Consider the following 26,422-nt stretch of genomic DNA (forward strand, 5'->3'; position numbering starts at 1 on the left):
AACGCAAAGGACGACCACAGTGACGATCTTCGTGCCGGCCGCGCGCGTCTCGCGCATCAAGATATCCCCGACCACGGCCGCGTCCGCGCGCGTGCGCGAGCTGAAGGCCGCCGGCCGCGACATCGTCGACATGGCGATCGGCGAACCCGACTTCGACACGCCCGATCACGTCAAGGCGGCGGCGCATGAGGCGATCGATCGCGGCGAGACGAAATACACCGCGGTCAATGGCACCGTCGCGCTACGAAACGCGATTATCGCGGACTACAAGCGCCGCCTTGGTCTTGGCTATTCGGACAACGAGATCTGCGTCGGCGGCGGCGCCAAGCAGATTCTGTTTCTCGCGCTGATGGCGAGCGTGGAGGAGGGGGCCGAGGTCATCATTCCCGCGCCGTATTGGGTCTCGTATCCCGACATGGTCATCGCCAATGACGGCGAGCCTGTCATCGTCCGCTGCTCCGAGAATCAGGGGTTCAAGCTGACGGCGGAGGCACTGGAGGCTGCGATCACGCCGCGCACGCGCTGGCTGATCCTCAATGCGCCCTCGAACCCGACCGGCGCGGCCTATTCCCGCGAAGACCTCAAGGCGATCGGCGACGTGCTGCTCCGCCATCCCAATGTTCTCGTGTTGTCGGACGACATCTACGACCAGATCTGGTACCGCGACGAGCCTGCGACTACCCTTGCCGCCGTGGTGCCGGCTCTGAAGGACCGCGTCTTGCTCGCCAATGGCGTGTCCAAGACCTACGCAATGACCGGCTGGCGGATCGGCTATGCCGCGGGTCCTGCGCCACTGGTCGCCGCCATCAACAAGCTGCAGTCGCAGATGTCATCTTGTCCCTCGTCGATCAGCCAGGCGGCCGCCGCGCATGCGCTGACCAGCGACCAGTCGTTCGTTCGCGATAGCGTCAAGCTCTACAAGGAGCGCCGCGACTATGCCTGCGCGCGGTTGAACGCGATCGCCGGCCTGTCCTGCCTGGTGCCTGATGGCGCCTTCTATCTCTATCCCGGATGCGCTGGGGTGATCGGCAAGACGACGCCTGATGGTAAGCTCATCGAGAGTGATCTCGATTTCGTGCTCTATCTGCTCGACGATGTCGGCGTAGCCGCGGTGCAGGGCGCTGCCTATGGGCTCTCGCCGTATTTCCGCCTGTCGATCGCGACCTCGATGGGGGCGATCAAGGACGCCTGTGACCGCATTGAGAAGGCCTGCCGGGCGCTGCGCTGAGGGCAATCAAGCAAATCGGCGCGCAGGCGACGAAACCGATTGAAATCAACGGCGTAGATAAAGGATAGTGTCGATCCAGATCGTGTTTTCATGAACGGCCGCGCGGGCGTTGCCCGTCCGGTTCAGGACCAGCGTTCGACACAGATGAGCGTCGATTTCAGGAAGCTGAAGAGCTTCGTCAAGGTGGTCGATGCCGGCAGCGTCTCGCGCGCCGCCGGGCTGCTCCGCACGGCTCAGCCGGCGCTGTCGCAGCAGATCGCAGCCCTTGAAACTCACTTCAAGCACAAGCTGTTGCTGCGCAGCAATCACGGCATCGTCCCGACCGAGGCCGGCCTCATCCTCTACCGCCACGCGCAATTGCTGCTGAAGCAGATCGAGCAGGCACAGATCGACATCGATCAATCGACCAAGGCGCTGGCCGGGCGGGTGTCGATCGGGCTTGCGACCTATTCGGCATCGAGCACGTTGTCGCTGCCGATCTTGAAGGAGATGTCGACGCTGCATCCGCAGATCATCGTCCATATCAACGACAGCTTTGGCCATGTGTTGAGCGAGCTGATCATGACCGGCAGGATGGACATGGCCATGATCTACGGCTCCGGCCCGATCAAAGGCGTGAAGCTGCAGCCGCTGTTCCGTGAGGAGTTGTATCTCGTTTCGCCGGCGGGGCCTGTCGCGAAAAAGCCGACCGACGAGCCGCTGCCGCTGTCCGCGCTGGCCGACGTAAAGCTGTTGCTGCCGAGCCAGGGGCATTTCCTGCGGCGCTTGATCGATGAATCGCTGGCGCGGGCACGGGTGAAGCCGAATGTCGCCTCCGAGATCGAATCCGTCTCCGCGCTCGGTGCGGCCGTGACCGAGGGCCTCGGCTCGACCATCCTGCCGGCCTCGGTCGCAGCGACCGCGTCGAGCTTTGGCGGGGTCGAAGTGCGGCGGCTGGTACGTCCCGCGATCGAGGCGACCGTCTCCCTGTGTATTTCGGACCATCTGCCGCTGTCGGAGCCCGCGCTCGCCACGCGCTCGGTGCTTCTGACCGTGGTCGAGAAGCTGATGCGCAGCCACCCGCAGGGCATCAAAGCGGTCTAGGCAACACGGCTGCAGGCCAGAGTCCGGGCAACGCCGTGCGCGGCGGCTGCATCGCGCCGGTTTCGTCAGGCCATAAACAAAACCTATGGCGGCAGACGGGAGTTGTGGTGGTCGGCCGCAACCGCATTTTCTACCTTCGAAGGCAATCGCTTCGAGGACAAAGATGGCCAAGCTCGCATTCGATACCGGGGGAACCTTCACCGATTTCGCGCTGCTCGACGACAAGGGCGAATTGCATCTCCACAAGGTGCTGAGCACGCCGGCCAACCCAGCCGAGGCCGTGGTTCGTGGCGTGTCCGAGCTGCTCGAACAATTCGGAGTCGCTCTCGACGGGCTTCAGGTGCTCGGCGCCACCACCGTGGTCACCAATGCCGTGCTGGAGCGCAAGGGCGTCAAGACCGGCTTCATCTCGACCGCCGGCTTCCAGGACATGCTGCGTATTCGTAACGAAGGCCGTTACGATCTCTATGATCTGAACCTGAAATATCCCGACCCGCTGGTGACGCGCGCCAACAGCTTTGGCGCGGTCGAGCGTATCGCTGCCGATGGCGAGGTCATCACGGCGCTGGATGAGGAGACGGTCCGCGAGATCGCCGACCGGCTGCGCGAGGAGGGCATCAAATCCGTCGCCGTCTGCCTGCTGCACGCCTACAAATATCCTGATCATGAGCAGCGCATCGCCGCACTGCTGCGTGAAGAAGACCCCGATATCTTTGTGTCGCTATCCTCCGAAGTCTGCCCGGAGGTGCGCGAATTCGACCGGGCCTCGACTACCGTCGTCAACGCCTATACGCGGCCGCAGATGTCGGGACACGTCGCACATCTCGAGCGTGAGTTCGCCGCCAAGGGGATCAGTCGGCAGGTGCTGTGGATGACTTCGTCGGGCGGCCTCGTGCCAAGCAGCCGCGCCGCGGAGTTGCCGGTGCGCCTGATTGAGTCGGGTCCGGCCGCAGGCGCCGTCGCTGCGGCCGAATTCGGCCACATCGCCGGCGAGGGCAGCGTGCTGTCCTTCGACATGGGCGGGACCACCGCCAAATTGTGCCTGATCCCGAACGGCGAGCCGGCGGTCGGCACCGATCTCGAGGTCGCGCATTATCATCGCTTTCGCAAGGGCTCGGGCTTCCCGCTGAAAATCCAGTCGATCCGCATGATCGAGATCGGCGCCGGCGGCGGCTCGATCGCGGCGAAGAACCCGCTGGGCCTGCTCGATGTCGGGCCACGCTCGGCGGGCGCGATGCCGGGGCCGGCCGCCTATCAGCGCGGCGGAACCGAACCGACTGTGACTGATGCCGATATCCTGCTCGGCTATATGGGCACCGAATCCTTCGTCGGCGGCTCGTTCAAGGTGTCGAAGGACGCCGCACTCGCGGCGATGACAAAGCTGGCGGCTTCGCTCGACGTCGGCGTGCCCCGCTGCGCCTTCGGCATCCACGATCTCGTTAATGAATCCATGAGCAAAGCGGCGGCGGTGCACGCGACCGACCTCGGCGTCGATCCGCGCAGCCTGCCGATGGTCGCCTTCGGCGGCGCGGGCCCGGTGCATGCCTACGGCATCGCGCGCAAGCTCGGCATCAAGCGCATCATCTGTCCGACCGGCGCCGGCGTCACCTCGGCGATCGGCCTGCTGATCGCGCCGGTGGCTGTCGATCTCTCCGCGAGCTTTCCGATGCAGGTCGACAGTTGGGATTTTGTCGCGATGGATCGCCTGCTCGGCGATCTCGCAGCGCATGGGGCAGATGTCGTCCGTGCTGCAGGGGTTGCGCCGGAGACGATCACCAACACCTACACCGTCGACATGCGTCACGTCGGTCAGGGCCACGAGATCACGGTCGCGCTGCCGGATCGCAGCCTGTCGCCGAAGCAGTTCCACGAAGAGCTTCTCGCCAATTTCTACAAGCTGTACCGCGAGTTGTTCGGCCGCACGGTCTCGGGTTCATCGGTCGAGGTGATCACCTGGCGCCTGCGCTCCAGTGGTCAGAAGGATCAGGTGACCCGTCCGCACACGCGGCATGCTGCCGAGGCCAAGAAAGGTAACCGTTCGGTCTATTTCAGCGAAAGCGGCGGCTTTGTCGAAACGCCGGTCTACGATCACTACAAGCTGCCGGTCGGCGAAGAGATCAAGGGTCCGGCCATTGTCGAGCAGCGGGAATCCACCGCGGTCGTCGGACCGAGCGGCACGGCTCGCGTCGACATCAACGGCAATCTCGTGATCAACATCGCCTGAGGACGACGCACCCATGTCCGTGAACGCCGCCGATTTCAACGATCCCATCAACTTGCAGGTGATGTGGAATCGCCTGATCTTCATCGCCGACCAGGCCGACATCGTGCTCGGCCGCACCGCATTTTCGCCGATCGTGCGCGAGAACCACGACTACGTGACCGTGCTGCTCGACAGCCGCGGCCGCGCGCTGGCGCAATGCACGTGGTCGATCCCGGTATTCATCACCTCGCTGCCGGTTGCCGCACAGAAGTATTTCCTGCCGAAGTTTCCGGCCGGGACCCTGCAAGACGGTGACGTGCTCGCCACCAACGATCCGGAGATCGGCACCGGGCACCTGCCCGACGTGACGATGATCACGCCGATCTTCAAGAAGGGGAAGGTCGTGGCCTATGCCGGCTCGATCGCGCATCTGCCGGATATCGGTGGCGCTCCCTTGCATTCCGAAGCCAGCGACATCTTCGAGGAGGGCATCCGTTTCCCGATCGTGAAGCTGCACAAGGCCGGAGTTCCCAACCAGGACGTGCTCGACATCATTGCCGCCTCCGTTCGCCTTCCGACCGAGGTGATGGGCGATCTCGAATCCATGGTCGCGGCCAACAATGTCATGGGCCGCGAACTGGTGAAATTCCTCGACGAATATGATCTCGATGGCATCGACGAGCTGGCCGACGCGATCCACACCCGCTCCGAAACGCAGACCCGCCGCGCCATCCGGCAATGGCCGAATGGCACCTATAGTGCCGAGGTGCTGCTCGACGGCTACGACACCGATGTGACGCTGAAGGCGGCCGTGATCGTCCGCGACGATTCCATTCACGTCGACTACACCGGAACATCCGCGCAAATTCTTCACTCGATCAACTGCCGGACCAATTATCGCTACGCCCATTCGGTCTACGCGCTGAAATGCCTGCTCGACCCGGACACGCCGAACAATGAAGGCTGCATCACGCCGATCACGGACGAGGCGCCGCTCGGCTCGATTCTCAATCCAGAGGAATGGACGGCGGGAAATTCGCGTAACCTGATCGGGCATGTCATCCCATCGCTGATTTTCAAGGCGTTGGAAGGCGTCGTGCCGGAGAAGGTGATGGGCGATAGCGGCGGCGCGCCGATCTGGGCCGCCAACTGCGTGGGACGGCGTGATGACGGTACGCAGTATGGTTCGGTGCAGAACTTTCACGGCGGGCAGGGCGCCCGCGCCGAACTCGATGGTCTCGACACCCTGAGCTTCCCATCTAATTGCAAGGTCACAGCGATCGAGATGTTCGAAATCGCCGTCCCCGCGCTCACCGAGTGCAAGGAGCTGATTCCTGACTCCGGCGGTGCCGGAAAGTGCCGTGGCGGCCTCGGCCAGCGCGTCGTGCTGCGCAATCTCGGGCGCAATCCGATGAACATCTATCTGGCGTCTGAGCGCGTGCGTCATCCCTGCTTCGGTGTCGTCGACGGCAAGTCCGGCAGTGCCGGCAAGGTGTACAAGAACGGGGATCCGCAATTTCCCAAGGGAAAGGTGGTCCTGAAGACGGGTGACCGTCTGGAGGTGGAGACGCCCGGCGGTGGCGGATGGGGACGGACGTCCCAGCGCTCGGCGGCCGCAATCGAGCTCGATCTAGCCGAGGGGTTGATTACGCAGGCGGCCGCGAGGCAGATTTACGGCTATCAGCGCTCAAACGTGGCGGCGACCGCCGCCGAATAGGAGCATCATGGGTCTGCTCGATGGAAAGATAGCGCTCGTCACCGGTGCCGGGACCGGGATTGGGCGCGAGACTGCGATCCTGCTCGCGCAGGAAGGCGCAACAATCGTCCTGACTGGCCGCCGGATCAATCCGTTGCGGGACGTCGTGGCTGACATCGAGAAGGCCGGCGGCAAGGCCGTTGCCCGCGCATTGGATGTCGCATCGCGCGATGCGATTCTGGAGACGGTCGGCTGGGTCAAGCGCAACGTCGGGACGATCGATATCCTCGTCAACAATGCCGGCAGCGCCAGCAAGGTGCTGAACGCGCGCTTCATCAGCGAAGCCGAGTGGAATGCCACGGTGAATGTCAACCTCACCGCGGTGTTCAACCTGACCCAGGCCGTGCTGGAGGACATGATAGCCAGGAAGGAAGGCACAGTGATCACCGTGTCGTCGCTGGCCGTGGTCAATCCGAATCTGCTCGGCGGCGCCGCCTATGGTGCAGCCAAGGCCGGCGTGAAGAACTTCATGAGCTTCCTACACAACACATATCGCAACCAGGGCATCCGTGCGACGACCATCCTGCCCGGCGAGACCGATACGCCGATCATGGACAATCGCGCCCGGCCGCCGCTCGAGGGCGAGCGGGCCGTGATGCTCCATCCGCACGACGTTGCGCGCGCGGTTCTGCTCTGCGCCAGCCTGCAAAAGGGCGCCGTGATCCCCGAACTGCACATCTGCCCGACCTTCATGCGCGACACCTCGGCCGATATCGAGGTCGCCCGCTGGGTCGGCGCGCCCGAAGGCCTCAGCGACAAGCCGAAGACCTGACAGAGAAGGATCTCCCATGAACGGAGCTAAATTGCGCGAGCGCCTCGCCAAGGGCGAGGCGGTCACCATGCTCACACCGCATCACGCCTCGTCGGGGCTGGCGGTCCGCCTGGTAGAGCTCGGGGCCGATGCGATCTTTGTCGATTGCGAGCACGGCACCTGGAGCTTTGAGGATGTCCGCGTGACCGCCCAGGCCATTCGCGGCGCGGGTGGCGCGGCGATCGTCCGGCCGCACTCGCATGAACGGCCTCTCCTGATCCGCTACCTCAACGCGGGTGCCGATGGGCTGATGGTGCCGATGGTCGATACCGCCGACCAGGCCCGGGCCATCGTCGACGCGGTGCGCTACGCCTGTCCTGCCGACTACGAGAAGCGGCTGGTCATCGCCATGATCGAGACGCCGCAGGCGATCGACAACATCGAAGAACTGACCGCGGTGGAAGGAATTGATGTCTTCTTCATCGGGCCCGGCGACCTCTCGCAGAACATGGGCTATCCCCCGGCGCCGCCGTTCGGTCAGCCGCGGCCGCAGGCCGTGATGGAGCGGGTCGCGCTTGCAGTGAAGAAGATCCGCGCTTCCGGCAAGATCGCCGGTACGCTCGTGACCTCGGACGAATTGCCGTCCTGGCTCGAGCATGGGGTACGGTATTTCTACATCCACTCGGATCCGTTTCTTCGCGTCGGACTGATGGGCGTCAAACGGATGCTCGGTCGGTGATGGGATCGCGTTGGCGTTCGGTGGCTGAAGCTAGCTTAAACTTCCCCATGATGGACTGGAGCGAGAGTTCAGGTTTTTCAGATAGTTAGAAGGCGGCGTGTGCGCGCCGTGTGCACCGAGAGATCATGAAAAATCTATGTGAGGCAAGTGTGGGCAGGCTCTCTTTGGATCGATGTGACGTCCACAAGAGCAACTGCATGTGTGTGTCTCCGCAGGAGCGGAGAACTCGCGTGAGGGCGCTTGAAAGCGCTCCCTCCAGCAGAACTCAGAGGTCGGCCGATCATGAGGAGATGTGTGAGCTGCAGCGAGGACAAGAATAGTCTTGGGGCGCCTCGTGTTCTCCCGGCGCATCTGATTCACCATGCGAAGTTCGCCGAACAGCCGCGGATTCTCAATCAGCGGGTCCCGGGTTCGAGCCTTGGTGTGCCCACACCACTCGGACAATCACACACCTCCAGCGGCTCGCGGAGTTGTCATTCCAACAAGCCGAGGCAGCGGCTGTCGCGGCAGCAGCCCAGTTTTCGTCATGCCATCGATCAGTCCCGACGACGTCGACATTGAATAGTGCTGTGCTCGACGTCTCAACGTAAAACTGCACCTGCCAGTGAACGACGACGAAGCAGGCGAGGCTATGGACGATAAGCGGCAATGGCGCGGGTGAAGAGCTGATCGTGCGTTGAAACGCAACAATCCAAATCACGTCGCTCCGGATAAGTGCCCGTCGAACCGCCGCATACGGGCTTTTCTTTTCCCGTCGCGTTTGCCGATGGGCGTCTCCTCCTCTCTGGTGCTTCGCGAGGCGCCCTGCTAGACCAATCGGGCGTGCGTTCTTGTCTGTGAGACGAGGCCTCTTCGACCCCGGAGGTGCATCGCACCTGGGATCCCGGCTCAGCGAGCGGATGGTTCGACGATAGTGGATACTATCCGCCGGACGATCGGCAAAATGAGCATGAGACTGGGAAATGCGATCAGCCAGGAGGCAAACCATGCGCTGAGCCAATTGGTGAGGAATCCAGGACCCAGGCCCAGTCCTTTGACGGTGACGACCGCTGAGACGATGCCTGACATGAAGATAGACAAAACCAGGGGCGTGACGAGGCGCCCATAGGAGGGTGGAAGTTTCCTCAGCTGCAGGAGCGGATGCCGTGCTCTAGACATTGCTTGCCTCCGCCGGGTTCTCGGAAGCGGATTGATGCACGAGATCGCCGATATATTGCTCCATCGAGCGCGGCTCACGACCGAGCGCGGCGGATAACAAAAGACTGTTCCCTCCCAACCCATATTGTCGATAATGATTATGGACTTTCGATAGAAGCTCGAGCTGGTGATCGTCGTAGGGTAGGCGCGTAACCTTTGCCCATTCTTCAAAGTTGGGCTCCTCAGCTGTGACTGGCCGCCCAAGTTTCCGGGACATGATCGACACGATATCAATACGGCTGAACATGCCCGCGCAAAGCTCCAACGTCGCATAGTCCAGCTTCGAGTCCGTGAGTGCGGTGGCCGCGATCTCCGCGACATCGCGATAGTCGACTCTCGCAATCCGCTTTTCCTTCGGAAACGGCTCCGCAAACTTGCCCTCCCTGAGGATCGTCGGCCATGCGAAGCCGATGTTCTGCATAAAATTTGCGGGATGCAGGATCGTATAGTTGAGCCGCGAGGAATACAACGCGTCTTCGACAGGAATCTTGCTTGCGTGGTTCTTGAGGCCCGTGTTCGTCGGCTGGATAACCGATGAGAACACGAATTTGCGCACGCCGGCTCGCTCGCCGGCTTCAACCAGCGCAACGCCCATCGCAGCCTCATCGGGCGCGAACGCCGGCCCAATGTGGAAAATGCCGTCAACGCCTTCGGCTGCCTTGTTCAAACTTTCCGCATTTCGCAAATCGCCAATTGCGATTTGCGCTGCACCACCGAGCCGCGCGACCTTGCCGCGCTCGGCATCTCTCACCAAGGCGCGAACAATTGAATTTCGCCTCAAGAGTTCCGGGATCACCAGCCGGGCAAATTTGCCGGTGGCGCCGACCACGAGAACAACGGGCACGGTTTTTGTCATGCGAATTCTTCCTTCAATTTCTTTCCAGACGAAGTTACGTTGTCTCGAATGTCGAAACCATATGCGTTAAGAGTGACTCTCTCTCTTGAGATGCGAGATAATCATGACGCGTTTGGAAGACCTGGAAGCGTTTCTCTCAGTCGTCGATCATGGCAGCTTGACAGAGGCGGCGCTTCGCCTCGGCCGATCGCTTCAAGCCATCAGCCGTTCGCTCGCTTCTTTGGAGGAGGATGTCGGTGTTGTCCTGATCCACAGGACGACGAGACACTGTAGCCCCAGCGAGGCTGGCGGCGAATTTTATAGAAGGGTTCAGCCAGCAATTGCGGAAATACGGGAAGCCCGGGAACAAGCGGCCAGTCGGCGGCTGGAGCCCTCTGGGATATTGCGAATTGGCGCTCCCGTACTGTTCGGACCAGACTTTCTGGTCCCGATCATTGCGGAATATATGAAAGAGTTTCCACAGACGGAGATTGATCTTCAACTTTTCGACGGGTTTAGCGATCTGGCGGTCGAGCGGCTCGACCTCGCGATCCGCATCGCGGACCTCCCGGACTCTGGTTTGCAGAGCAAACTGCTGGGCACGCTGCGCCGTGTGGTCTTCGGAGCGCCATCCTATTTTGCCCGGCGCGGTCGGCCCAAGCATCCTCAAGACCTGCGACAACACAACTGTCTTGTCCGGACGATAGATCAACAGGTCGGACAATGGTCGTTTCAAATCGACGGAAGGACTCGCCTCGTCAGAGTTCAAGGCACGTTTCGGTCGAATACGATGGCAGCCATTTACGCTGCGGCAACCAGCGGCCTGGGGCTCGGCTATTCACCGCTTTGGCAAATAAAGCACCTGGTCGCGACATCGAAGCTGAAAGTCGTGTTGGAAAACTTCGAACCGAAGCCCGTTCCCATTCATGCTCTCTGGTTGGAAAACAGACTTGCGCCCGCAAAGGTACGAGCATTCACGGATTTGCTGGCTTTGCGATTGAAACTGGACGATCTTTAGAGAATTCGTGGCGGTGATCGCAGCCTGCCGACGGTCTGCGCGACCTACGCTGAGGACCTTGGAATTTATGCGAGACGTTGCCTGCGGAAACTGGGGCGTCGCCTTGCAATAATGTAGTTAGATCGGCGTATTTGATCTTTGCGCCTTGTGCCGTGGGTCCTTCTCGAACAAATCTGCACCGGTGGTTGTTCCACCAAGCTGTGCATTTGGTCGGTGGTTCGATGAATGCGGTGAGAAGTCTGAAGATGCGAACGCAAGTTGGAATCATTGGTGCCGGACCGGCCGGGCTTTTCCTGTCGCATCTGCTGCACCGGGCCGGAATAGAATGTGTCGTCGTCGAGGCCCAGAGCCGCCCTTATGTCGAAGGGCGTGTGCGCGCCGGCGTGCTCGAGCCGGGCACGATGGAGACTCTTGAAATGCTCGGACTGGACGCGCGGATGCGGCGAGAGGGCATGGTTGATGAAGGCCTCGACATTCGCTTTCGCGGCAAGAGCATCCATCTCGATCTTCCCGGCCTGACCGGCAAGCGGGTGATGATCTACGGTCAGCAGGAAGTGGTTAAGGACCTGATCGGGGCCCGGCTTGAGGCGTCGCAGCCGCTGTTGTTCGAGGCGAAGGTCTCGCGGCTGTCGGATCTCGACGGCGACCGGCCGAAGATCCACTTCAGCCATGATGGCCGTGACGAGGTCTTGGAGTGCGATTACATCGCCGGCTGCGATGGTTTTCATGGCGTGAGCCGGCAGGCGCCGCCGCCAGGCCACATCATCAATTATGAGCGCGTTTACGATTTTGCCTGGCTCGGCGTGTTGTCGCGGTCGAGGCCACTCGGCGATATGACCTATTCGAACAGCGATCGTGGCTTCGCGCTGTGCAGCCGGCGTTCGAACGCGGTCTCTCGCCTGTATCTGCAAATCGATGCCAACGACGATCACACATCATGGTCCGACGACCGGTTTTGGGGTGAACTGCACGCGCGTATGTTCGACGAGGACCGGACCGAGATCGTCGAGGGCGAGATCTTCCAGCGCGATATCGCGCGGCTGCGCTCGTTCGTTGCCTCGCCGATGCAATATGGCAGGCTGCTGCTCGCCGGCGATGCGGTCCATATTACGCCGCCCGCGGGTGCCAAGGGGCTCAATCTGGCGGTGGCCGATGTCCGCGTGATGGCGGCTGCACTGATCGAGTTCTACCGGACCGGCAACAAGGGCAGGCTCAACGGCTATTCCGAGAAGTGCCTGGATCGCGTCTGGAGGACGGTCCGGTTCGCGACCATGCTCACCAGCCTGCTGCACAGATTTCCGGAGCATTCGGCCTTTGAGCGAAACCTTCAGCTTACAGAGCTGGAGTACATCCTGGGCTCGCGGGCTGCCCAGACCACCATCGCCGAGCAATATGTCGGCACGCCTCTGGACCTGACCTGACCCGTCAGAGCTGTCCGATTGCCCTGATGTTGGCCATCAGCAACTGGGCGGCAAGCGACGGACTGCTCGCCTGCCGTTGCAATATCCCGATCGGACGGCTGGTTTCCGGCAGCGTCAGGGGAAGCACGACCAGCGTCCTGGTCGCGATGTCCTCGTGGAACAGGTGTGCGGAAGCCGCGGTCAGCATGTTGCTGCCGATCAGGATTCCTCGGGTAATGGCGAGATCGGCAGTCTCGACCACCACGCGGGTCTCGCCGAGCCCGTGGTTTCTCAAGGTGTTTTCCAGGAGCTCCCGCGTTGGGGCGCCGTGAGGTGGCAGCACCCAATCGGCCGAGGCGAGATCCGCGAAAGTCAGTTTTCGCTTGCGCGCCAGCGGATGTGCCCCGCCTGCGACGACCGACAGGACATCCTGGGTCACCACCTCGCGCGCCAAGCCGATCGTGTGTTCCGGGGGACGGAGTGCGCCGAGCATGAAATCGATATCGCCCGCGCGCAGCCGCGTGGCCAGATGCTCGAATGTCCCCTCGACCGTGGTGACCGTCAGGTTGGGATGATTTCTGGTGAGCTCGATGATCGCCTTCGGAAGCAACCGGGTCCGGCCAAGCGACAGCGACCCAACGATCACCCTGCCGGTGATCGCACCGCGAAGCGATTGGATTTCGACTTCGCCGGCGCGGATTTCGGCAAGTGCCCGCCTGATATGCACACCGAGCAGGGCGCCCAATGGCGAAGGCTGCATGCCGCCGGCGCCGCGGATGAACAATTTGGCACCGATGCTTGTTTCGATCTCACGTAGCGACTGACTGGCGGCGGGCTGGGATATTCCCAAGCTGTCCGCCACCGCGCCCACGTGGTGTTGCTCCACCAGTTCGGCAAAGACGAGCAGACGCTGGCGGCTGATGGACAGGGAGAAGATGGGCGCCTTGTCGACCAGGCTTGCCGACAGCTGGGCGGTCTTGAAGGCCGACCGTGCAGTTTCCATCTCTGCGAACGCGCGTTCGACCCGAGCGAGCAAGGCTCGTCCGAATTCAGTCAGCAGCATGCCTTGCGATCTGCGTTCGAACAGCTGGACGCCAACATCGGCCTCCAGCTCCTTGATCGAGCGCGTCACGGCGGACTGCGCGCGGCGAACCAGCCGGCTCGATTTGATGACGCTTCCGGAGTGGGCCACGGCCACGAAAGCGCGAAGGTTCCTGATATTCAGCAAGTCTGCGCGAGCCTCATTGCGGGGTGTCCGTCTCGGGAAGACATAACGAATTTAGATAGCATCCCGCGGGATTTGCGCCTAGGCAGCGCCGAAGAGCAAGCTAATTTTCCGTCACCGGCGAACTGCGTCCGAACGATGAGCCCGAGGCTGGATAACCTGATGACATCACCGTCGCCCTACGAAATGCCGCCTTATGTCATCGACCGCGTCATGAAGAAGCGCGGGCGCTTGCGTGTATTCGAGCGGTTCGAGCCGCGCGAGACCGCGCTGGTGGTGATCGATATGCAGAAATTCTACGTGTCTGATGTCCCGCCCGCGGTTGCCATCGTGCCCCATATCAACAAGCTTGCAGCAACGTTTCGCGCGCGGGGTGGGCATGTTGCTTGGGTCAGTATGACGGCTGGAGACAACGGCAGGAGCCTGTGGCCGATCTACCACGATTATTTCTTCACCAAGGAGAACGCTGCCCGCCATCGCGATAACCTGACCGCGGGGGCTGACGGGCACCGGATCTATCCCACGCTCGATGTGCAGCCGGGGGATATCATGGCGACCAAGTCTCGCTTCAGCGCATTCATTCCGTCCCGCTCGGACCTCCCCGAAAAATTGACAGCGGCAGGGATCACCAATGTCGTGATCGTGGGCATGCTGACCAACATGTGTTGCGAGACATCGGCGCGCGACGCCATGATGCTGGACTTTCGCGTGGTGATGGTGAGCGACGCCAACGCGGCCCGTTTCATCGAGGACCACAACATCGGATTTTCGACCGTTTTCCAGAGCTTTGGCGACGTTTTGACGACCGACGAGGTCATCGACGATCTCGTCCTAGAAGGCACGTCGCGGAAATAGGGCCGCACGGCGATTAGTCAATTTCTGAACGGCAGCGAGCAGGGAGCAAGTAGATGGCGAGGATTATCGGAGGCATTGGCGCCTCCCATGTGCCGACGATCGGTGTCGCCTATGACAAGAACAAGCAGGATGTGCCCGCTTGGGCGCCGCTGTTCAAAGGCTTCGAGCCGGCGGCCAAATGGCTGGAGGAGAAGAAGCCGGACGTGCTGGTGTTCTTTTACAACGACCACTTGAACGCATTCTTCTACGATCTCTATCCGACATTCGCGCTCGGCGTGGCGCCCAGCTACGACGTCGCCGACGAGGGCGCTGGGCTCCGTCCGCTGCCGACCTTGCCCGGTCACCCCGGACTCGCGCGCCATATTGCAGAAAGCGTTATCAACGACGAGTTCGACCTGACCGTGTTCCAGGATCGTCCGCTCGACCACGGTGTGTTTTCGCCGCTCCCGCTGCTGTGGCCGCACAAGGGCGGCTGGCCTGGCGCCGTCATCCCCGTCGAGGTCAACGTCGTTCAATATCCGCTGCCGACAGCGATGCGCTGCTATCGGCTCGGGCAGGCGCTCCGTCGCGCGATCGAATCCTATACCGAAGACCTGTCCGTCGTGGTGGTAGGCACCGGCGGTCTTTCGCACCAGATCCACGGCGAACGGACCGGCTACAACGATACCGAGTGGGACATGCGCTTCATCGATCTGATCGAAAAGGATCCGATGACGCTCGCGAAGATGAAACACGTCGACTACATCCGCCTCGGCGGCGCCGAGAGCGTCGAGGTCATCATGTGGTTGGCCATGCGCGGCGCGCTTAGCGACGACATCAAGAAGGTTCACCAGAATTACTATCTGGCGACGACGACGGCGATGACGGTCCTGGTGTTCGAGGAGAACGACCAGACTCCGAAGAAGGTCGAAGGCGTCTCGCAGAACCCGCAACTGTCCGGGATCGAGGATATCGCGGGCACCTATGCCTTCGACATCAAGACCGGCACGAAATGCATTCGTTTGAACCGGTTCTTCTGGAACATGAGGACGCCGGCGAGCCGCGCGGAATTCGAACGCGACGAGGCTGCGGCATGTCGCAACGCGGGTCTGACCGATCAGGAGACCACGCTTGTACGGGACCGCAACTGGCTGGGACTGATCCAGTACGGCGCGAATTTCTTTGTGCTGGAGAAGTTCGCGCGGTTGGTGGGAGAGACCAATCTCGAGGTCTATGCATCGATGCGCGGCGAGACCTTCGATGAGTTTCTTGCAACGCGCCAGGTGCCGGACGCCCGCTAATCGCCGCGCATGCGTGCCTTTCCCTGTCCCTTCGGAGTGACGTGATGACTGTTCGACCGTTCCTGATGTCCGCCGTGCTGAAGCGTGTCGCCACTGCTGCGACGATAACCGCGATGCTGTCGGGCATGGCGCAGGCCGCCAGCGGCAAGCTGACCATCGGACTGGTGTTGCCGATGTCCGGCGCTTTCGCCGATCAGGGCCAGTATTACGAGAACGGCGTCAAACTGTATCAGAAGCTGCACGGATCGACGGTCGCAGGACTAACCGTCGAGACGGTGTTGCGGGACGATCAGGGACCGGGCTCGGGTGACCTCGCGCGGCGCCTGACCCAGGAGTTGATCGTCCGCAACAAAGCCGACGTGATCCTCGGCTACAGTTTCACGCCGAATGCAATGTCGGCGGCGACCTTGCTGACGGAAGCCAGGAAGCCTGCGGTCATCGTTAACGCGGCGACCTCGATCATCACCGAAAAGTCACCTTATTTTGTCCGTGTGTCGTTCACGCTGCCGCAGTTGGCAGCCACGCTCGGCGCGTGGGCTGCCAAGAACAACATCAAGACGGCCTATACAATCGTCTCCGACTACGCGCCGGGCATCGACGCCGAAACCTGGTTCAAGAAGAGCTTTGAGGCAGGCGGCGGCAAGGTGATCGGCGACGCACGGACCCCGGTCGCGGCCATGGAATACTCGCCGTTTCTCCAGCGCGCCATGGAAGCCAAGCCCGACGCGGTGTTCGCGTTCAATCCCGGCGGCGATGTCTCGGTCGCCTTCATGAAGGCGGCCAAGGAGCGCGGCCTCGTCAAGTCCGGCATCAAGCTGTTGGTGACCGGAGATGTCGTCGACGACTACATGCTGGCTGCGATGGGCGATGCGGTCGATGGGGTGATCTCGTCGATGCATTACCAGGTCGAGCTCGACAACAAAGCCAATGCAGGGTTTTTGAAGGGCTACAAGGAGATGTTTGGTGCCAACGCGGTCCCGAGCGTCCGCACCGTGCAGGCCTATGATGCCATGGCGCTGATCTACAAGGCGGTCGAGAAGACCAACGGCAATCTCGACGGCGATGCGCTGATGGCGGCCTTCAAGGGCACGAAGCTCGATAGCCCGCGCGGGCCCGTGCAGATCGATCCCGCCACGCGCGATGTCGTCGAGAACATCTACATCCGCAAGGGCGAGCAGAAGGACGGCGGCTGGCACAACATCGCATTCGACACGATCGAGGCTGTCAAGGACCCAGCGAAGTAGTCGATGAACGGGATTGCCTCAGTCGTCGCCGATGGTGTTGCCTACGGCATGCTGCTCCTGCTGTTCTCGGTCGGTCTGTCGGTGACGCTGGGGCTGATGCGCTTCATCAATCTGGCGCACGGCGCCTTTGCGATGTGCGGCGGTTATGTTGCGACTACGTTGCTGCAATCCGCGCATCTGCCGTTTCTGCTGATCCTGCCAGCGGCCTTCCTGGCAACGGCCTTAGTCGGCGTGCTGATCGAACGATCGGTGATCCGTTACGTCTACGCCATGCCGGCGCTTCAGCAGGTGCTGTTTTCCATTGGTCTGGCCTTTGCCGCCAGCGCGCTCGCGACCATCATCTTCGGTCCGCAGCAGCAGGCCGTGCTGCTGCCCGACTGGCTCGCCGGCCATATCGATATCATCGGCATTCGCTTCGGCAGCTATCGCCTGTTTCTGGTTGTTGCCGGCCTCGTGACGGCGGTCTGCCTCATGCTGCTGTTCAATCACACCTTGTTCGGCGCGAAGATCCGCGCTTCGGTCGACAATCGCCGGACCGCCGAAGGCATCGGCATTAACGTCGATCGCTTGTTCGCGCTGACATTCGGCCTTGGGGCAGGGCTGGCGGGGCTTGGCGGTGCGCTATCGGTCGGGTTTCTCGGCCTCGATCCGACATTTCCTTTCAAGTACCTCACCATCCTCCTGATGGTGGTGGCGATCGGCGGCCCCGGCTCGATCGGCGGATCGGTGGTTGCCGCGCTGTTACTCGGCGTTGTCGACGCCTTGTTCAAATACTATCTGCCCGCGGTCGGGTCGTTCGTGGTGTATGGCCTGTTGGTCCTCACCATGATCTTCCTGCCCAGGGGTCTTGCCGGACGGGCCGCGTGAGGACGATCATGAATAGCGGTCCCGGCGTTGCGCTCCTGCTTGCGACCTTGGCGAGCTATGTCCTGTTTCCGGACTATCTGTTGCTACTCAGCAGCCTGTTCGTGCTGGCGATCTTTGCGCTCGCCTACGATCTGCTCCAGGGGCACGCCGGCATCGTCTCGTTGGGGCACGCGGCGTTCTTCGGCCTCGGCGCTTACGCTGCGGCTATCCTGGCGCGTGCCGGCATCACGGAACCGGTCGCAGGTCTTGCCGGCGCGATGCTGGTGAGCGCGGCAGCTGCATTCTGCGTGACGCCCATCGTCGTGCGCGGCAACGATTTTACGCGGCTGCTGGTGACGCTCGGCATGGGCTTCCTGCTCTATGAGGCCGCCAACAGCGCGCGCTGGCTTACGGGCGGCGCGGACGGCTTTCCCGACTTCACGATCGGGCCCGTCCTCGGGCTGTTTCCTTTCGATTTTCTCGGCAAGACGGCCTTCTTCTACGCGCTGTGCGTTCTGGCGATTGTCTTCGTCTTTCTCAAACGGGTCACGGAATCGCCGTTCGGTCTGGCCCTGAAGGGCATTCGCGAGAACACGCAGCGCATGCCCGCGATCGGCGCGCCGGTCGCACGCCATCTTGCCATGGCCTATACGATGTCGGGCGCGATTGCGGGCTTGGCCGGCGCGGTGCTCGCGCAGACCAGTCACTTCGCCTCACTCGACATGCTCGGCTTCGATCGCTCGGCGGAGGTGATGATGATGACCACCATCGGCGGCTCCGGCAGCATCCCCGGTGTCGTGATGGGGGCAGCGGCGTTCGGCTTCATGAAGGATTATCTGTCGACGGTCAGTCCGAAGTACTGGCACCTTGGCATCGGCATCGTGCTGATGCTGTCGGTGTTCGTGATTCCCAATGGCATTGCAGGCGTGGCTGACAGCCTGCGCCGGCGTTTCGGGCGGCCGTCATGACCGCCATCGAAACACGGGATCTCAGCATCCGCTTTGGTCACTTCGCTGCGGTGTCCGGCGTCTCGCTCGCCATCGCCGCGGGATCGCGGCATGCGCTGATCGGCCCCAATGGCGCGGGAAAGACCACATTGGTCCATGCGCTGACCGGCGGGGTCGCGGCCTCCTCGGGAATGATCCTGATCAGTGGAGACGACGTCACGCGGCTGGGCGAGAGCGCGCGGGTGCGGCGCGGGCTGTCGCGGACCTACCAGATCAACCAATTGTTTCGCGGCCTCAGCGTGCTCGACAACGTGGTGCTGGCCGTGCTCGAGCGCAAGCAATTGACCCGGGTGTTCTGGCGCCGCGCCGCGCACGACAATGCGACCATCGAGGAAGCCCGTGAGCATCTTGCCTTCGTCAACCTGATCGCTCACGCGGACAGGCCGGTTCATGAATTGCCCTACGGGTTGCAACGCCTGCTTGAAATCGCGGTGGCGCTGGCCGCAAGGCCTCGGATCCTGGTCCTCGACGAGCCCGCCGCAGGCGTTCCTGCGGCGCAGAGCGAGGCTATCTTCGAGCGCATCCACGCACTGCCGCGCGATCTGACGCTCCTGTTCGTGGAGCACGACATGAACCTAGTCTTCCGCTTTGCCGATCGGATCACCGTGCTGGTCGAAGGCCGCATCATCACGGAGGGCACGCCGGCCGAGATCTCCGGCAACGAGCGCGTGCGCGAAGTCTATCTCGGACGCAGGGGGGCCCATGTCCCTGCTTGAGATCGAGAGGCTCACGGCCGGCTATGGGGAGGCCGTGGTGCTGGAGGAGATGAGCCTGTCGGTGTCGGAAGGCGAATGCCTGGCCGTGCTCGGCAGGAATGGCGTCGGCAAGAGCACGCTGATGCTGGCGATCATGGCGCACGCCGCGCGCTTTGCCGGCAGGCTGCGCTGGGATGGCCACGATTTCAGCACGCTCAGCACCAACCAGCGGGTCGGGCTCGGACTTGGCTGGGTGCCGCAGGAACGCGAGATCTTTCCGTCGCTGACGGTGGAGGAAAACCTGCTTGTTGCGCATCGTCGAGGCGGCCGCTTCGACCTCAATGGAATCTACGAGGTGTTTCCGCGGCTGAAGCAACGTCGGCGCAACATGGGCGACAAGCTGTCCGGCGGCGAGCAGCAGATGCTGGCGATCGGGCGCACGCTGATGACGAGCCCGCGCCTGTTGCTGCTGGACGAACCGTTCGAGGGGCTGGCGCCTGTGATCGTCGAGGAGCTCGAGGAGACGTTGATGCGCCTGCGGCGCGACAGCGGTTTTGCGATCATCATCGTCGAGCAGCGCGCCGAGGATGTCCTGCGGCTCAGCGACCGCGCCATCGTGCTGGATCGCGGCAAGATCGTGCTCGAAGGGAAATCCGCGGAATTGCTCGCCGATTTCGAACAGGTTCATCGTTGGCTGTCGGTCTAGGCCGGCACTGACTTATCCCGGAGTTTCCCATGACCAGCGAAAATCTGTTCTCCAGCACCATGGCTGAGATGACGGCCAATGCGGTTGCAGAGGCAGCCAGCCGCAAGGCCGCGGTGCTGCTGCCGGCCGGAGTCATGGAAGCGCATGGGCCGCATCTGCCGATTGGCACCGACGCCTTCATCGCGCTGCAGCTCTGCCGGGCGACGCAGAAATACGCGGCCGCACGCGGCAAGGAGACGGTTATTGCGCCGCCCTATTATTGGGGGATCAACGGCGTGCTCGGCGAATTCGTGGGGAGCTTTCGCATTCGGACTGAGACGGCCGCCGCCTTGCTGACGGACGTCATCGATTCCTTGGTGGCCAACGGGTTTCCCGACGTTTTCGTCGTCAGCCATCACGGTGACCGAGCCCACAACGACATGATCCTGGATGTGTTGCAGAAGGCGCATCTGCGCGGCCAGGCCGGCGCGCGCTGGCTATATGCGCCGACGCGATGGAATATGATCAAACGCCTCGGACAGACCGGCGAGGAGCCGATCTGGGTGCGTTGGGATCATGATCCCGCGCTCGACGACTTCAAGGTCACTGGCGTGTTTGGTGTCCATGCGGACGAATACGAGACTGCGGCGATCGTCCGCCACTATCCTGAGACCGTCGATTTTGAAGCGTTGCGCGGCCTGGAGCCGACCAAGCTCACCGTTGACGATCTCGCCGTCTGGCGACAGGGCGGTGAGGCGGCCCGGCGATTGACGCCGAATGGTTATTTCGGCGCGCCCAATCCGGTCGATCCCGACCTCTGGCGCTTCTACGACGAAACGGCCAAAATTATGGCTGAGGCTATCGCCAGGTAGTTGCTTGCTTGGAAATTTCAGCGATGGAGGCGAGCGGGTGGAGGCTAAACTGAGATTGCGGGACTACCTCCCGACGGCCGGCGCAAGAGCAATCTTCAATGGATGTGGGTCTTTTGGTGGTAGATATGGAATTCTTGATCTGACCAAGCCCGTCTCGTTTCAGGGCTGGCGAGCCGGAGCAAGAGCGTCTTGGGTTTTTATCGTTTCAGCCCGACTGAGCTCAGGTCTGGACCAATTGCTGAGACAGATCGGTTGTGCAGTTACCGCATCTTTTGCTTTAGATCATCGCGAGCGGACGAGAGTACATTTCGAAAGATAGCGGAGAGGGCCGGCTTCACCATCGAAGAATTGTGGTCGAATGCCCAGACCGTATAGTCGTAGCCGTAAAGGGTTGTCACGCCACCCTACGAATCGATGGGCTCGGCGAAGTTCGAGAGCCCTTCCGGAAACTGATCGACGAGGTCGGAAGGTTTGCGTCGGCAAAATAGCATACGGCTGGCGGTCAGCGGCTACATCGCAGCGCCCGGGATGCTAGGAGAGGCGATCAGTTAGGCTTGTCCGCAAAAATCGCGACCAAGCTTATCAAGATGTCCGTGGTCGACCGACCGTTCGCGTCTGTTTCCGCGATCAGAGACCGCCTCGATGTTAGATCTGAGTAGTTCTCGCCGCCTGGACCTGGCTCAAACTTCCCCATGATGGATTGGAACGAGAGTTTAATTCTTTCAATTGGGTAGAGGGCCGCGTGTGCACGACGTGTGCACCGGGAGATCAAGAAAAATCTTGCGATAGCCGACGTAAGCAAGCTTCTGAAATGGGCGAGCGACCGCGGGGAAAGCGTCACTTCTTCGCCGCATATTCGCGCAGCTATCTGCGGCTTATTCGATCAACGATGAGCATCCTGGGATGGGAAGCAACTGGCTCTCAATCATCGGGTCCCAGGTCGGAGCTTGGTGCGCACACCGTTTGCAAATGGTCGGTATAGTGTAGCTCTGCGATTTCAATCGCTGGGGTCCTAGCGGTCGATCCAGACGGTCATGCCCGGCTCAATGCCGGCCATCTCTCCCTTGGGATCGAGGCGAAGGCGAAGCGTGTTGCGGTCATGATCGCCAATCACACGCTCTGCCTGCCAGGTGGCAAACACGCCGAGCGGCCGCAGCTCGGTGATGACCGCCTTCGTCGCGCTATTGGCACCGTTCCGCATCACATTCGCGGTTTCTCCCATCGCGAGACGATCGAGATGGTCCTCGCGCACGTTGAAGGAGAGCCATTGCCTGCCTGCGGCCTCGACCATCAGGATCGGCTGGCCCGCGCGAACGTTCTCGCCGACCTCGGCGGCGATGACGCTGACCACGCCGTCGGCCGGCGCGCGCAACACCATCTTGTCGAGGCGGCGCTCGAGCACGGTGACCGCGGCGGCCGCGGCCTGCACCTGCGTGTCGGCGATAGCGCGCTCTTCCCGGGTCGGGCCCGCCACGGCCGCATCGTAATTGGCCTGGGCCTCGGCCACGCCGGCGCGTGCGCTGGCGACGTCGTTCTCGGCCTGGTCGAGCGACTGCTGGGATTCAAAGCTCTGGCGCGCCAGCGTGCTGGTCCGGGTGAGCTGGGCCTGCACGTAGTCGAGGCGGGCGCCGGCCTTGGCGATGGCGGCTTTCAGCGAATCGACCTGTTCGCGGCGCACGCCGGCATAGACGTTGTTGCGGCTTGCGACGGCGGACGCGAGCACGGCACGCGCCTGGTCCGCCTGCGCCGTCAACTCCACCGCCGAGAGCCGCGCCACGACGTCGGCGGCCTTCACAGAGGCACCCTTCTCGACCGCAATCGAGACCAGTTGGCCGTTGACCTCCGGCTCGACCCTGATCTCGGTCGCGCGCACGACGCCGACGATGGCGGCGGGCGGTGCCGCGTGGCGCATGACATAGAGCAGCGCGCCCGCCGCGACCAGCGCGAGCGGAATCGCGACGAAGGCGGCAGGTCTAAGGTTGGACATGTCCCTGTCTCCTCCTGACGGCAAATGCCGAGATCACCGCGAGCGCGAAGTAGCCGAGCGCCAGGCACCACAATGCGAGCCAGTCATGCGCAACCTCCCAGATACCGGCGCCGAGCTGGTTGACGCGCACGAGGCCGTCGATCGCGGAGTCGGCCGGGAATAACCGGCCGAACGCAAGGGCCACGTCCGGAATTGCTTCGCGCGGCCACGCGAAGCCGGCCATGAAGAACTGCGGCAGGCTCGTCGCCAGCAGCAGGATGGTTGCGTTCTCCGGCCGCGTGAACCAGGCCCCGACAGCCTGCCCCATGAAGCTCGTTGCCAGCAGAAAGACACTCGCGAGCGCGAGGATCTGCGGAAGATGGCCGAGTGTCGAAAAACCGTAGATCCGCGGCAGCACGATGAGATAGAGCGCGAGCGCAGGAAGGTAGACGGTCAGATGCGCGATGCCGCGGCCGAGCACGCCGGCAAAGGCTGCGCCTCCGCTCGCCAGCGCGGTGCCGGTCAGCATCGCTGCGCCGATCAGCAGGGTCTGCTGCAGGATCAGGATGAACGCCGCCGGAACGACGTAGCTCGCATAGCCGCCCACCGGGTTGAAGATCGGCTGCAGCAACACGTCGGCCGGGCTCGACGTCGCGAGCTTCGCCTTGACGAGGCTGCCATCCGAGCGCGCGCCGCGCGAAACCAGCTCGGACGTCAAGGTTCCGATGGCGGTGGCGACCCCGCTGGCGCTCGATCTGAAGATGAACAGATAGGTTGCGTCCGCATAGACGGGTATGTGGGCGGTGATGCCCTTGAGCACGTCGCGTTCGGTGTCGGGTGGAATCTCGACGGCGGCAAAGGCCTGCCCGCGATCGATCGCGCTGTGCGCCTCGGCGAGCGTTCGGGCGCGAACCGTCACGCTTAATGCGCCGCTCGCGTCCAGCGTCTCGACGATCTGCCGGCTGAGATTGCTGAGATCGTTATCGACGACCGCAATCGGAAGCTTGCGAAGGATCTGGTTCAGATAGGGCTGCGGATAGTAGATGCCGTAGACCAGGGGAGCGAGAAACAGCAGAGCGAAGGCGCCCCGCGTTCCCAGCACGCGCCGCCACTCCGCCACGAAGGCGCCGCCGACGCCGCGCGGTGTGGAGATGACCTCGTGTGGCTCGGCAGGCCGCGCTGTTGCGAACCAGCCCTTGCGGGTGACGTTCGCCATGCGCATCCACGCCAGGCCGGCAAAGACCAGCGCCAGGCCGGCAAGTGCAGCGAAGGGAATAGCGGAATCCGCGACCGGCAATCCCCGCGCGGCTTGTCCCAGCAGGACGGCCATGTACCAGCGAAGCGGCAGGATCGCGCTCCATGTCTGCGCAAAGGCATTCATGCCGATGGTGGGAAAGCCGACGCCGGCATAGCCGAATGCGGGCGAGGCAATGAGGCCCGCAAGCCCGAGTCCGGTGGCGAGATCGCCGACCAGAAGCTGGAGCAGGGCGCCGAGCGACAGATAGGCGATGATCAGCAGCGAGGCCGCAGCGATCATCAACGGCAAGTCGCCCTTGAAGGGAATCTCCAGCACACCCTCCAGGAACAGCGGCTCGGCCAGCATGATCAAAATGAAGATGCAGAACAGCGGCGCGAGCTTGCCGGCCAGCGCGACAAGCGGATCGCCGCCGGCGCTTTCGAGCCACGCCCGCGCGTCGCGGCGGCGGAATTCGGAGCCGACGGAATAGCCGGCGGCAAGGGTCATCACCACATGGATGATGGTCGGCAGCAGCGCGCGCAGCAGGAACTGCGCGTAGTTCTTCTGCGGATTGACGAGCGCCATGGTCTCCGCTTTGAGCGCACCCAGGGACGCTGGCGCAGGTGCCGCGCGACTGGCGGGAGCGGCCACCGCTGCCGCTGCGGAAAGTGAATCGCTCAGACCCGAGGATGCGATGCCGGAGGGAGTCAAAAACTGCTGGTTATAAAATCCGACGATCTGAGGGCGGCGCGCGGCCTTCAGGTCGCGCTCGAAATCCGGCGGGATGTGGACGGCCGAAATCGACTTGCCGGAGCGTATGTCCTGCACGGCCGTGGACAGCGTGCCGGAGCGGTCGACGATCTTCAGGCTTGGCGACGCCGCAATGTATTCCACCAGGGCGCGCGACGCGTCCGACTTGTCCTCGTCGACGACAGTCACGCCGAGCCCGCGGATGACCGGATGGCTAAAGACCGTGGTGAGAACCACGAACGCGAACAGCGGCACGCCGAAGATCAGGAGCAGCGCCACGCGATCGTGAAACAGCCAGCGGCACTCGCGCCGCGCGACCAGCAGAAATCCGGGCTTGGGCGCCGGCCTCATGGCCGTGACCGCCAATCCAGATAGGCGCTCATTCCCGGTCGCAGCTCGGGCACCGGTTGCACCGGATAGGCACGGATCGAAAACGTTCGCAGGTCGAAATCACCCGAAGCACGCGTGGCCCGCCAGCTTGCATATTCGCCCTTGGTCGCGATGAGCTTGACCTCGACTGTCACCGAGCGGTCGCTGAGGGCGGGAATGCGGACATCGAAGCGATCGCCGACCTTGAGGCCTTTGACGAGATCCTCTCGCAGATCGAAATGCACCCAGAGGTCCGCGAGATTGATCAAGGTGACGAGCGGGACGCCCGGCGAGACGTATTCGCCGGGTTCCACATTACGCTGATAGATCTGCGAGGCTACGGGCGCATAGACCACGAGCTGGTCGATGATCGACTGGACACTCTGGATATCGGCACTGGCCTTTTCGACATTGGTATTGGCAATGGCCCGCTCCTCCTTGGTGTAGCCATTGACCGCCTGGTCATAGGCCGATTTGGCCTGGTCGACGGCGCGCTCGCTTTCGTGCAGCGCATCGGTGGCCTGATCGAGGCGGGCTTGCGGCGCATTGCCTTGCTCGGTCAAGGTGTGTGTGCGGTCAAAGGTCTTTTGCGCCAGCACCAGTGCCGCTTGGGCGCGCTCCATTTCCGCCTTCCGTGCCGCGATCACTTCCACCCGCGTTCCGACGAGTACGTTGGCAAGCTGGGCGTCCGCAACGGCCTTGGCCGCCTTCATCTGGTCGTGTTTGGCCAGCGTTTCCGGATTGTCGATCTGGACCAGCACTGCGCCCGCAGCCACGTTCTGGCCGCGCTCGACGGGAATCTTGCCGACCCGTCCGTCCACGCGCGCCGCGATATCGAGCCGCGTTGCATCGACCTCGCCCTGAACCAGCAAGGGCTCCGGGCGCAACAGATAGAAGACGGAAAGCCCGACGACAGCAGCCGCCACGACACCGACGATGATAGAGGGCGTGCGTGTCGGGTTGTGCGCGGCTTTCGCCGGTCCGTTACCCGGCACGTCGGGCGTGCTTTGAACGTCCTTGTCAGAGCTCGGCACGTCCATGCCTGACTCCCTTTCTGATGGCCGGATGGCCTCTAGTTTATTCGGTTGTGAGGCCCAGCCGCAATCGCGAGGCGATGAATGTTTTTGAGTCGGAGCCGACCATGTAACCTGTCCGTTACCCACGCTTGGATGTTTGATCCC

At 62.5% G+C, this 26,422-nt stretch carries 22 protein-coding genes; 16 read left to right on the plus strand and 6 right to left on the minus strand.

Features of this window, described 5'->3' with window-relative positions; genetic code table 11:
* Positions 1 to 19: 19 nt before the first annotated feature.
* The 6 genes from AB7535_RS09425 (at position 20) to AB7535_RS09450 (ending at position 7,760) form a co-directional block, all read left to right on the plus strand.
* Positions 20 to 1,228, plus strand: a complete 1,209-nt coding sequence (locus tag AB7535_RS09425; protein ID WP_439037376.1) for an aspartate transaminase — start codon at positions 20 to 22, stop codon at positions 1,226 to 1,228.
* A gap of 144 nt (positions 1,229 to 1,372) precedes the next feature.
* Positions 1,373 to 2,311: a nitrogen assimilation transcriptional regulator NAC gene (nac, locus tag AB7535_RS09430; RefSeq protein ID WP_231145246.1), complete on the plus strand. Its 939-nt coding sequence runs from the start codon at positions 1,373 to 1,375 to the stop codon at positions 2,309 to 2,311.
* Positions 2,312 to 2,474: 163 nt separating this feature from the next.
* Positions 2,475 to 4,535, plus strand: coding sequence for a hydantoinase/oxoprolinase family protein (locus AB7535_RS09435; protein ID WP_439037309.1), 2,061 nt, complete (start codon positions 2,475 to 2,477; stop codon positions 4,533 to 4,535).
* A gap of 13 nt (positions 4,536 to 4,548) precedes the next feature.
* Positions 4,549 to 6,231, plus strand: a complete 1,683-nt coding sequence (locus tag AB7535_RS09440; RefSeq protein WP_439037310.1) for a hydantoinase B/oxoprolinase family protein — start codon at positions 4,549 to 4,551, stop codon at positions 6,229 to 6,231.
* Between the two features lie 7 nt (positions 6,232 to 6,238).
* Positions 6,239 to 7,042 (plus strand): SDR family NAD(P)-dependent oxidoreductase, encoded by an 804-nt coding sequence (locus AB7535_RS09445; protein WP_439037311.1) that lies wholly within the window; start codon positions 6,239 to 6,241, stop codon positions 7,040 to 7,042.
* Positions 7,043 to 7,058: 16 nt separating this feature from the next.
* Positions 7,059 to 7,760, plus strand: coding sequence for an HpcH/HpaI aldolase family protein (locus AB7535_RS09450; protein ID WP_085404127.1), 702 nt, complete (start codon positions 7,059 to 7,061; stop codon positions 7,758 to 7,760).
* Between the two features lie 888 nt (positions 7,761 to 8,648).
* Here the strand turns inward: AB7535_RS09450 and AB7535_RS09455 are convergent.
* Both AB7535_RS09455 and AB7535_RS09460 read right to left on the minus strand, forming a co-directional pair.
* Positions 8,649 to 8,918, minus strand: a complete 270-nt coding sequence (locus tag AB7535_RS09455; RefSeq protein WP_084795198.1) for a DUF2798 domain-containing protein — start codon at positions 8,916 to 8,918, stop codon at positions 8,649 to 8,651.
* A complete protein-coding gene (locus tag AB7535_RS09460; RefSeq protein WP_439037312.1) occupies positions 8,911 to 9,813 on the minus strand; it encodes an NmrA/HSCARG family protein in 903 nt (300 codons plus the stop codon). Before AB7535_RS09460 ends, AB7535_RS09455 begins: the two co-directional genes overlap by 8 nt.
* A 103-nt stretch (positions 9,814 to 9,916) precedes the next feature.
* On the opposite strand from AB7535_RS09460, the gene AB7535_RS09465 reads away from it, so the two are divergent.
* Both AB7535_RS09465 and AB7535_RS09470 read left to right on the plus strand, forming a co-directional pair.
* The gene (locus tag AB7535_RS09465; protein WP_439037313.1) at positions 9,917 to 10,810 is read left to right on the plus strand and encodes a LysR substrate-binding domain-containing protein; all 894 of its coding nucleotides are present in this window, start codon (positions 9,917 to 9,919) and stop codon (positions 10,808 to 10,810) included.
* Between the two features lie 77 nt (positions 10,811 to 10,887).
* A complete protein-coding gene (locus AB7535_RS09470) occupies positions 10,888 to 12,231 on the plus strand; it encodes a 4-hydroxybenzoate 3-monooxygenase (protein ID WP_439037314.1) in 1,344 nt (447 codons plus the stop codon).
* Positions 12,232 to 12,235: 4 nt separating this feature from the next.
* Here the strand turns inward: AB7535_RS09470 and AB7535_RS09475 are convergent, their stop codons facing one another.
* Positions 12,236 to 13,438: a LysR family transcriptional regulator gene (locus AB7535_RS09475; protein WP_084795197.1), complete on the minus strand. Its 1,203-nt coding sequence runs from the start codon at positions 13,436 to 13,438 to the stop codon at positions 12,236 to 12,238.
* 159 nt (positions 13,439 to 13,597) lie between these two features.
* Between AB7535_RS09475 and AB7535_RS09480 the strand changes: the two genes are divergently transcribed.
* The 8 genes from AB7535_RS09480 to AB7535_RS09515 all read left to right on the plus strand — a co-directional run bounded on the left by AB7535_RS09480 (position 13,598) and on the right by AB7535_RS09515 (position 20,919).
* On the plus strand, positions 13,598 to 14,290 hold the full coding sequence (locus AB7535_RS09480; protein ID WP_063986481.1) for an isochorismatase family protein: 693 nt from the start codon (positions 13,598 to 13,600) through the stop codon (positions 14,288 to 14,290).
* A gap of 53 nt (positions 14,291 to 14,343) precedes the next feature.
* The gene (locus AB7535_RS09485) at positions 14,344 to 15,570 is read left to right on the plus strand and encodes a gallate dioxygenase (RefSeq protein ID WP_063984117.1); all 1,227 of its coding nucleotides are present in this window, start codon (positions 14,344 to 14,346) and stop codon (positions 15,568 to 15,570) included.
* 44 nt (positions 15,571 to 15,614) lie between these two features.
* Complete coding sequence (locus tag AB7535_RS09490) at positions 15,615 to 16,814, plus strand: ABC transporter substrate-binding protein (protein ID WP_439037315.1); 1,200 nt, start codon at positions 15,615 to 15,617, stop codon at positions 16,812 to 16,814.
* Positions 16,815 to 16,817: 3 nt separating this feature from the next.
* The gene (locus AB7535_RS09495; RefSeq protein WP_063984115.1) at positions 16,818 to 17,681 is read left to right on the plus strand and encodes a branched-chain amino acid ABC transporter permease; all 864 of its coding nucleotides are present in this window, start codon (positions 16,818 to 16,820) and stop codon (positions 17,679 to 17,681) included.
* Between the two features lie 8 nt (positions 17,682 to 17,689).
* On the plus strand, positions 17,690 to 18,628 hold the full coding sequence (locus AB7535_RS09500) for a branched-chain amino acid ABC transporter permease (RefSeq protein WP_084795382.1): 939 nt from the start codon (positions 17,690 to 17,692) through the stop codon (positions 18,626 to 18,628).
* Complete coding sequence (locus tag AB7535_RS09505) at positions 18,625 to 19,383, plus strand: ABC transporter ATP-binding protein (protein ID WP_063984113.1); 759 nt, start codon at positions 18,625 to 18,627, stop codon at positions 19,381 to 19,383. Before AB7535_RS09500 ends, AB7535_RS09505 begins: the two co-directional genes overlap by 4 nt.
* Complete coding sequence (locus AB7535_RS09510; protein WP_063984112.1) at positions 19,370 to 20,068, plus strand: ABC transporter ATP-binding protein; 699 nt, start codon at positions 19,370 to 19,372, stop codon at positions 20,066 to 20,068. Before AB7535_RS09505 ends, AB7535_RS09510 begins: the two co-directional genes overlap by 14 nt.
* Before the next feature lie 68 nt (positions 20,069 to 20,136).
* Complete coding sequence (locus tag AB7535_RS09515) at positions 20,137 to 20,919, plus strand: creatininase family protein (RefSeq protein ID WP_256376503.1); 783 nt, start codon at positions 20,137 to 20,139, stop codon at positions 20,917 to 20,919.
* A gap of 1,012 nt (positions 20,920 to 21,931) precedes the next feature.
* On the opposite strand, the gene AB7535_RS09520 is transcribed toward AB7535_RS09515, so the two are convergent.
* From AB7535_RS09520 to AB7535_RS09530, 3 genes are read right to left on the minus strand one after another with little or no spacing between them, the layout of a single operon-like run.
* Positions 21,932 to 22,906, minus strand: a complete 975-nt coding sequence (locus AB7535_RS09520; RefSeq protein ID WP_354114259.1) for an HlyD family secretion protein — start codon at positions 22,904 to 22,906, stop codon at positions 21,932 to 21,934.
* Positions 22,893 to 25,223 carry an ABC transporter permease gene (locus AB7535_RS09525; RefSeq protein WP_439037316.1) on the minus strand — a complete coding sequence of 777 codons (2,331 nt, stop codon included), beginning with the start codon at positions 25,221 to 25,223 and terminating at the stop codon, positions 22,893 to 22,895. The genes AB7535_RS09520 and AB7535_RS09525 overlap by 14 nt, the downstream gene beginning before the upstream one ends.
* The gene (locus AB7535_RS09530) at positions 25,220 to 26,281 is read right to left on the minus strand and encodes an HlyD family secretion protein (RefSeq protein WP_439037317.1); all 1,062 of its coding nucleotides are present in this window, start codon (positions 26,279 to 26,281) and stop codon (positions 25,220 to 25,222) included. The genes AB7535_RS09525 and AB7535_RS09530 overlap by 4 nt, the downstream gene beginning before the upstream one ends.
* Between the last annotated feature and the right edge of the window lie 141 nt (positions 26,282 to 26,422).

The organism is Bradyrhizobium sp. 956_D2_N1_4 (genome assembly GCF_052076025.1).
In the GTDB taxonomy this organism is placed as follows: domain Bacteria; phylum Pseudomonadota; class Alphaproteobacteria; order Rhizobiales; family Xanthobacteraceae; genus Bradyrhizobium; species Bradyrhizobium barranii.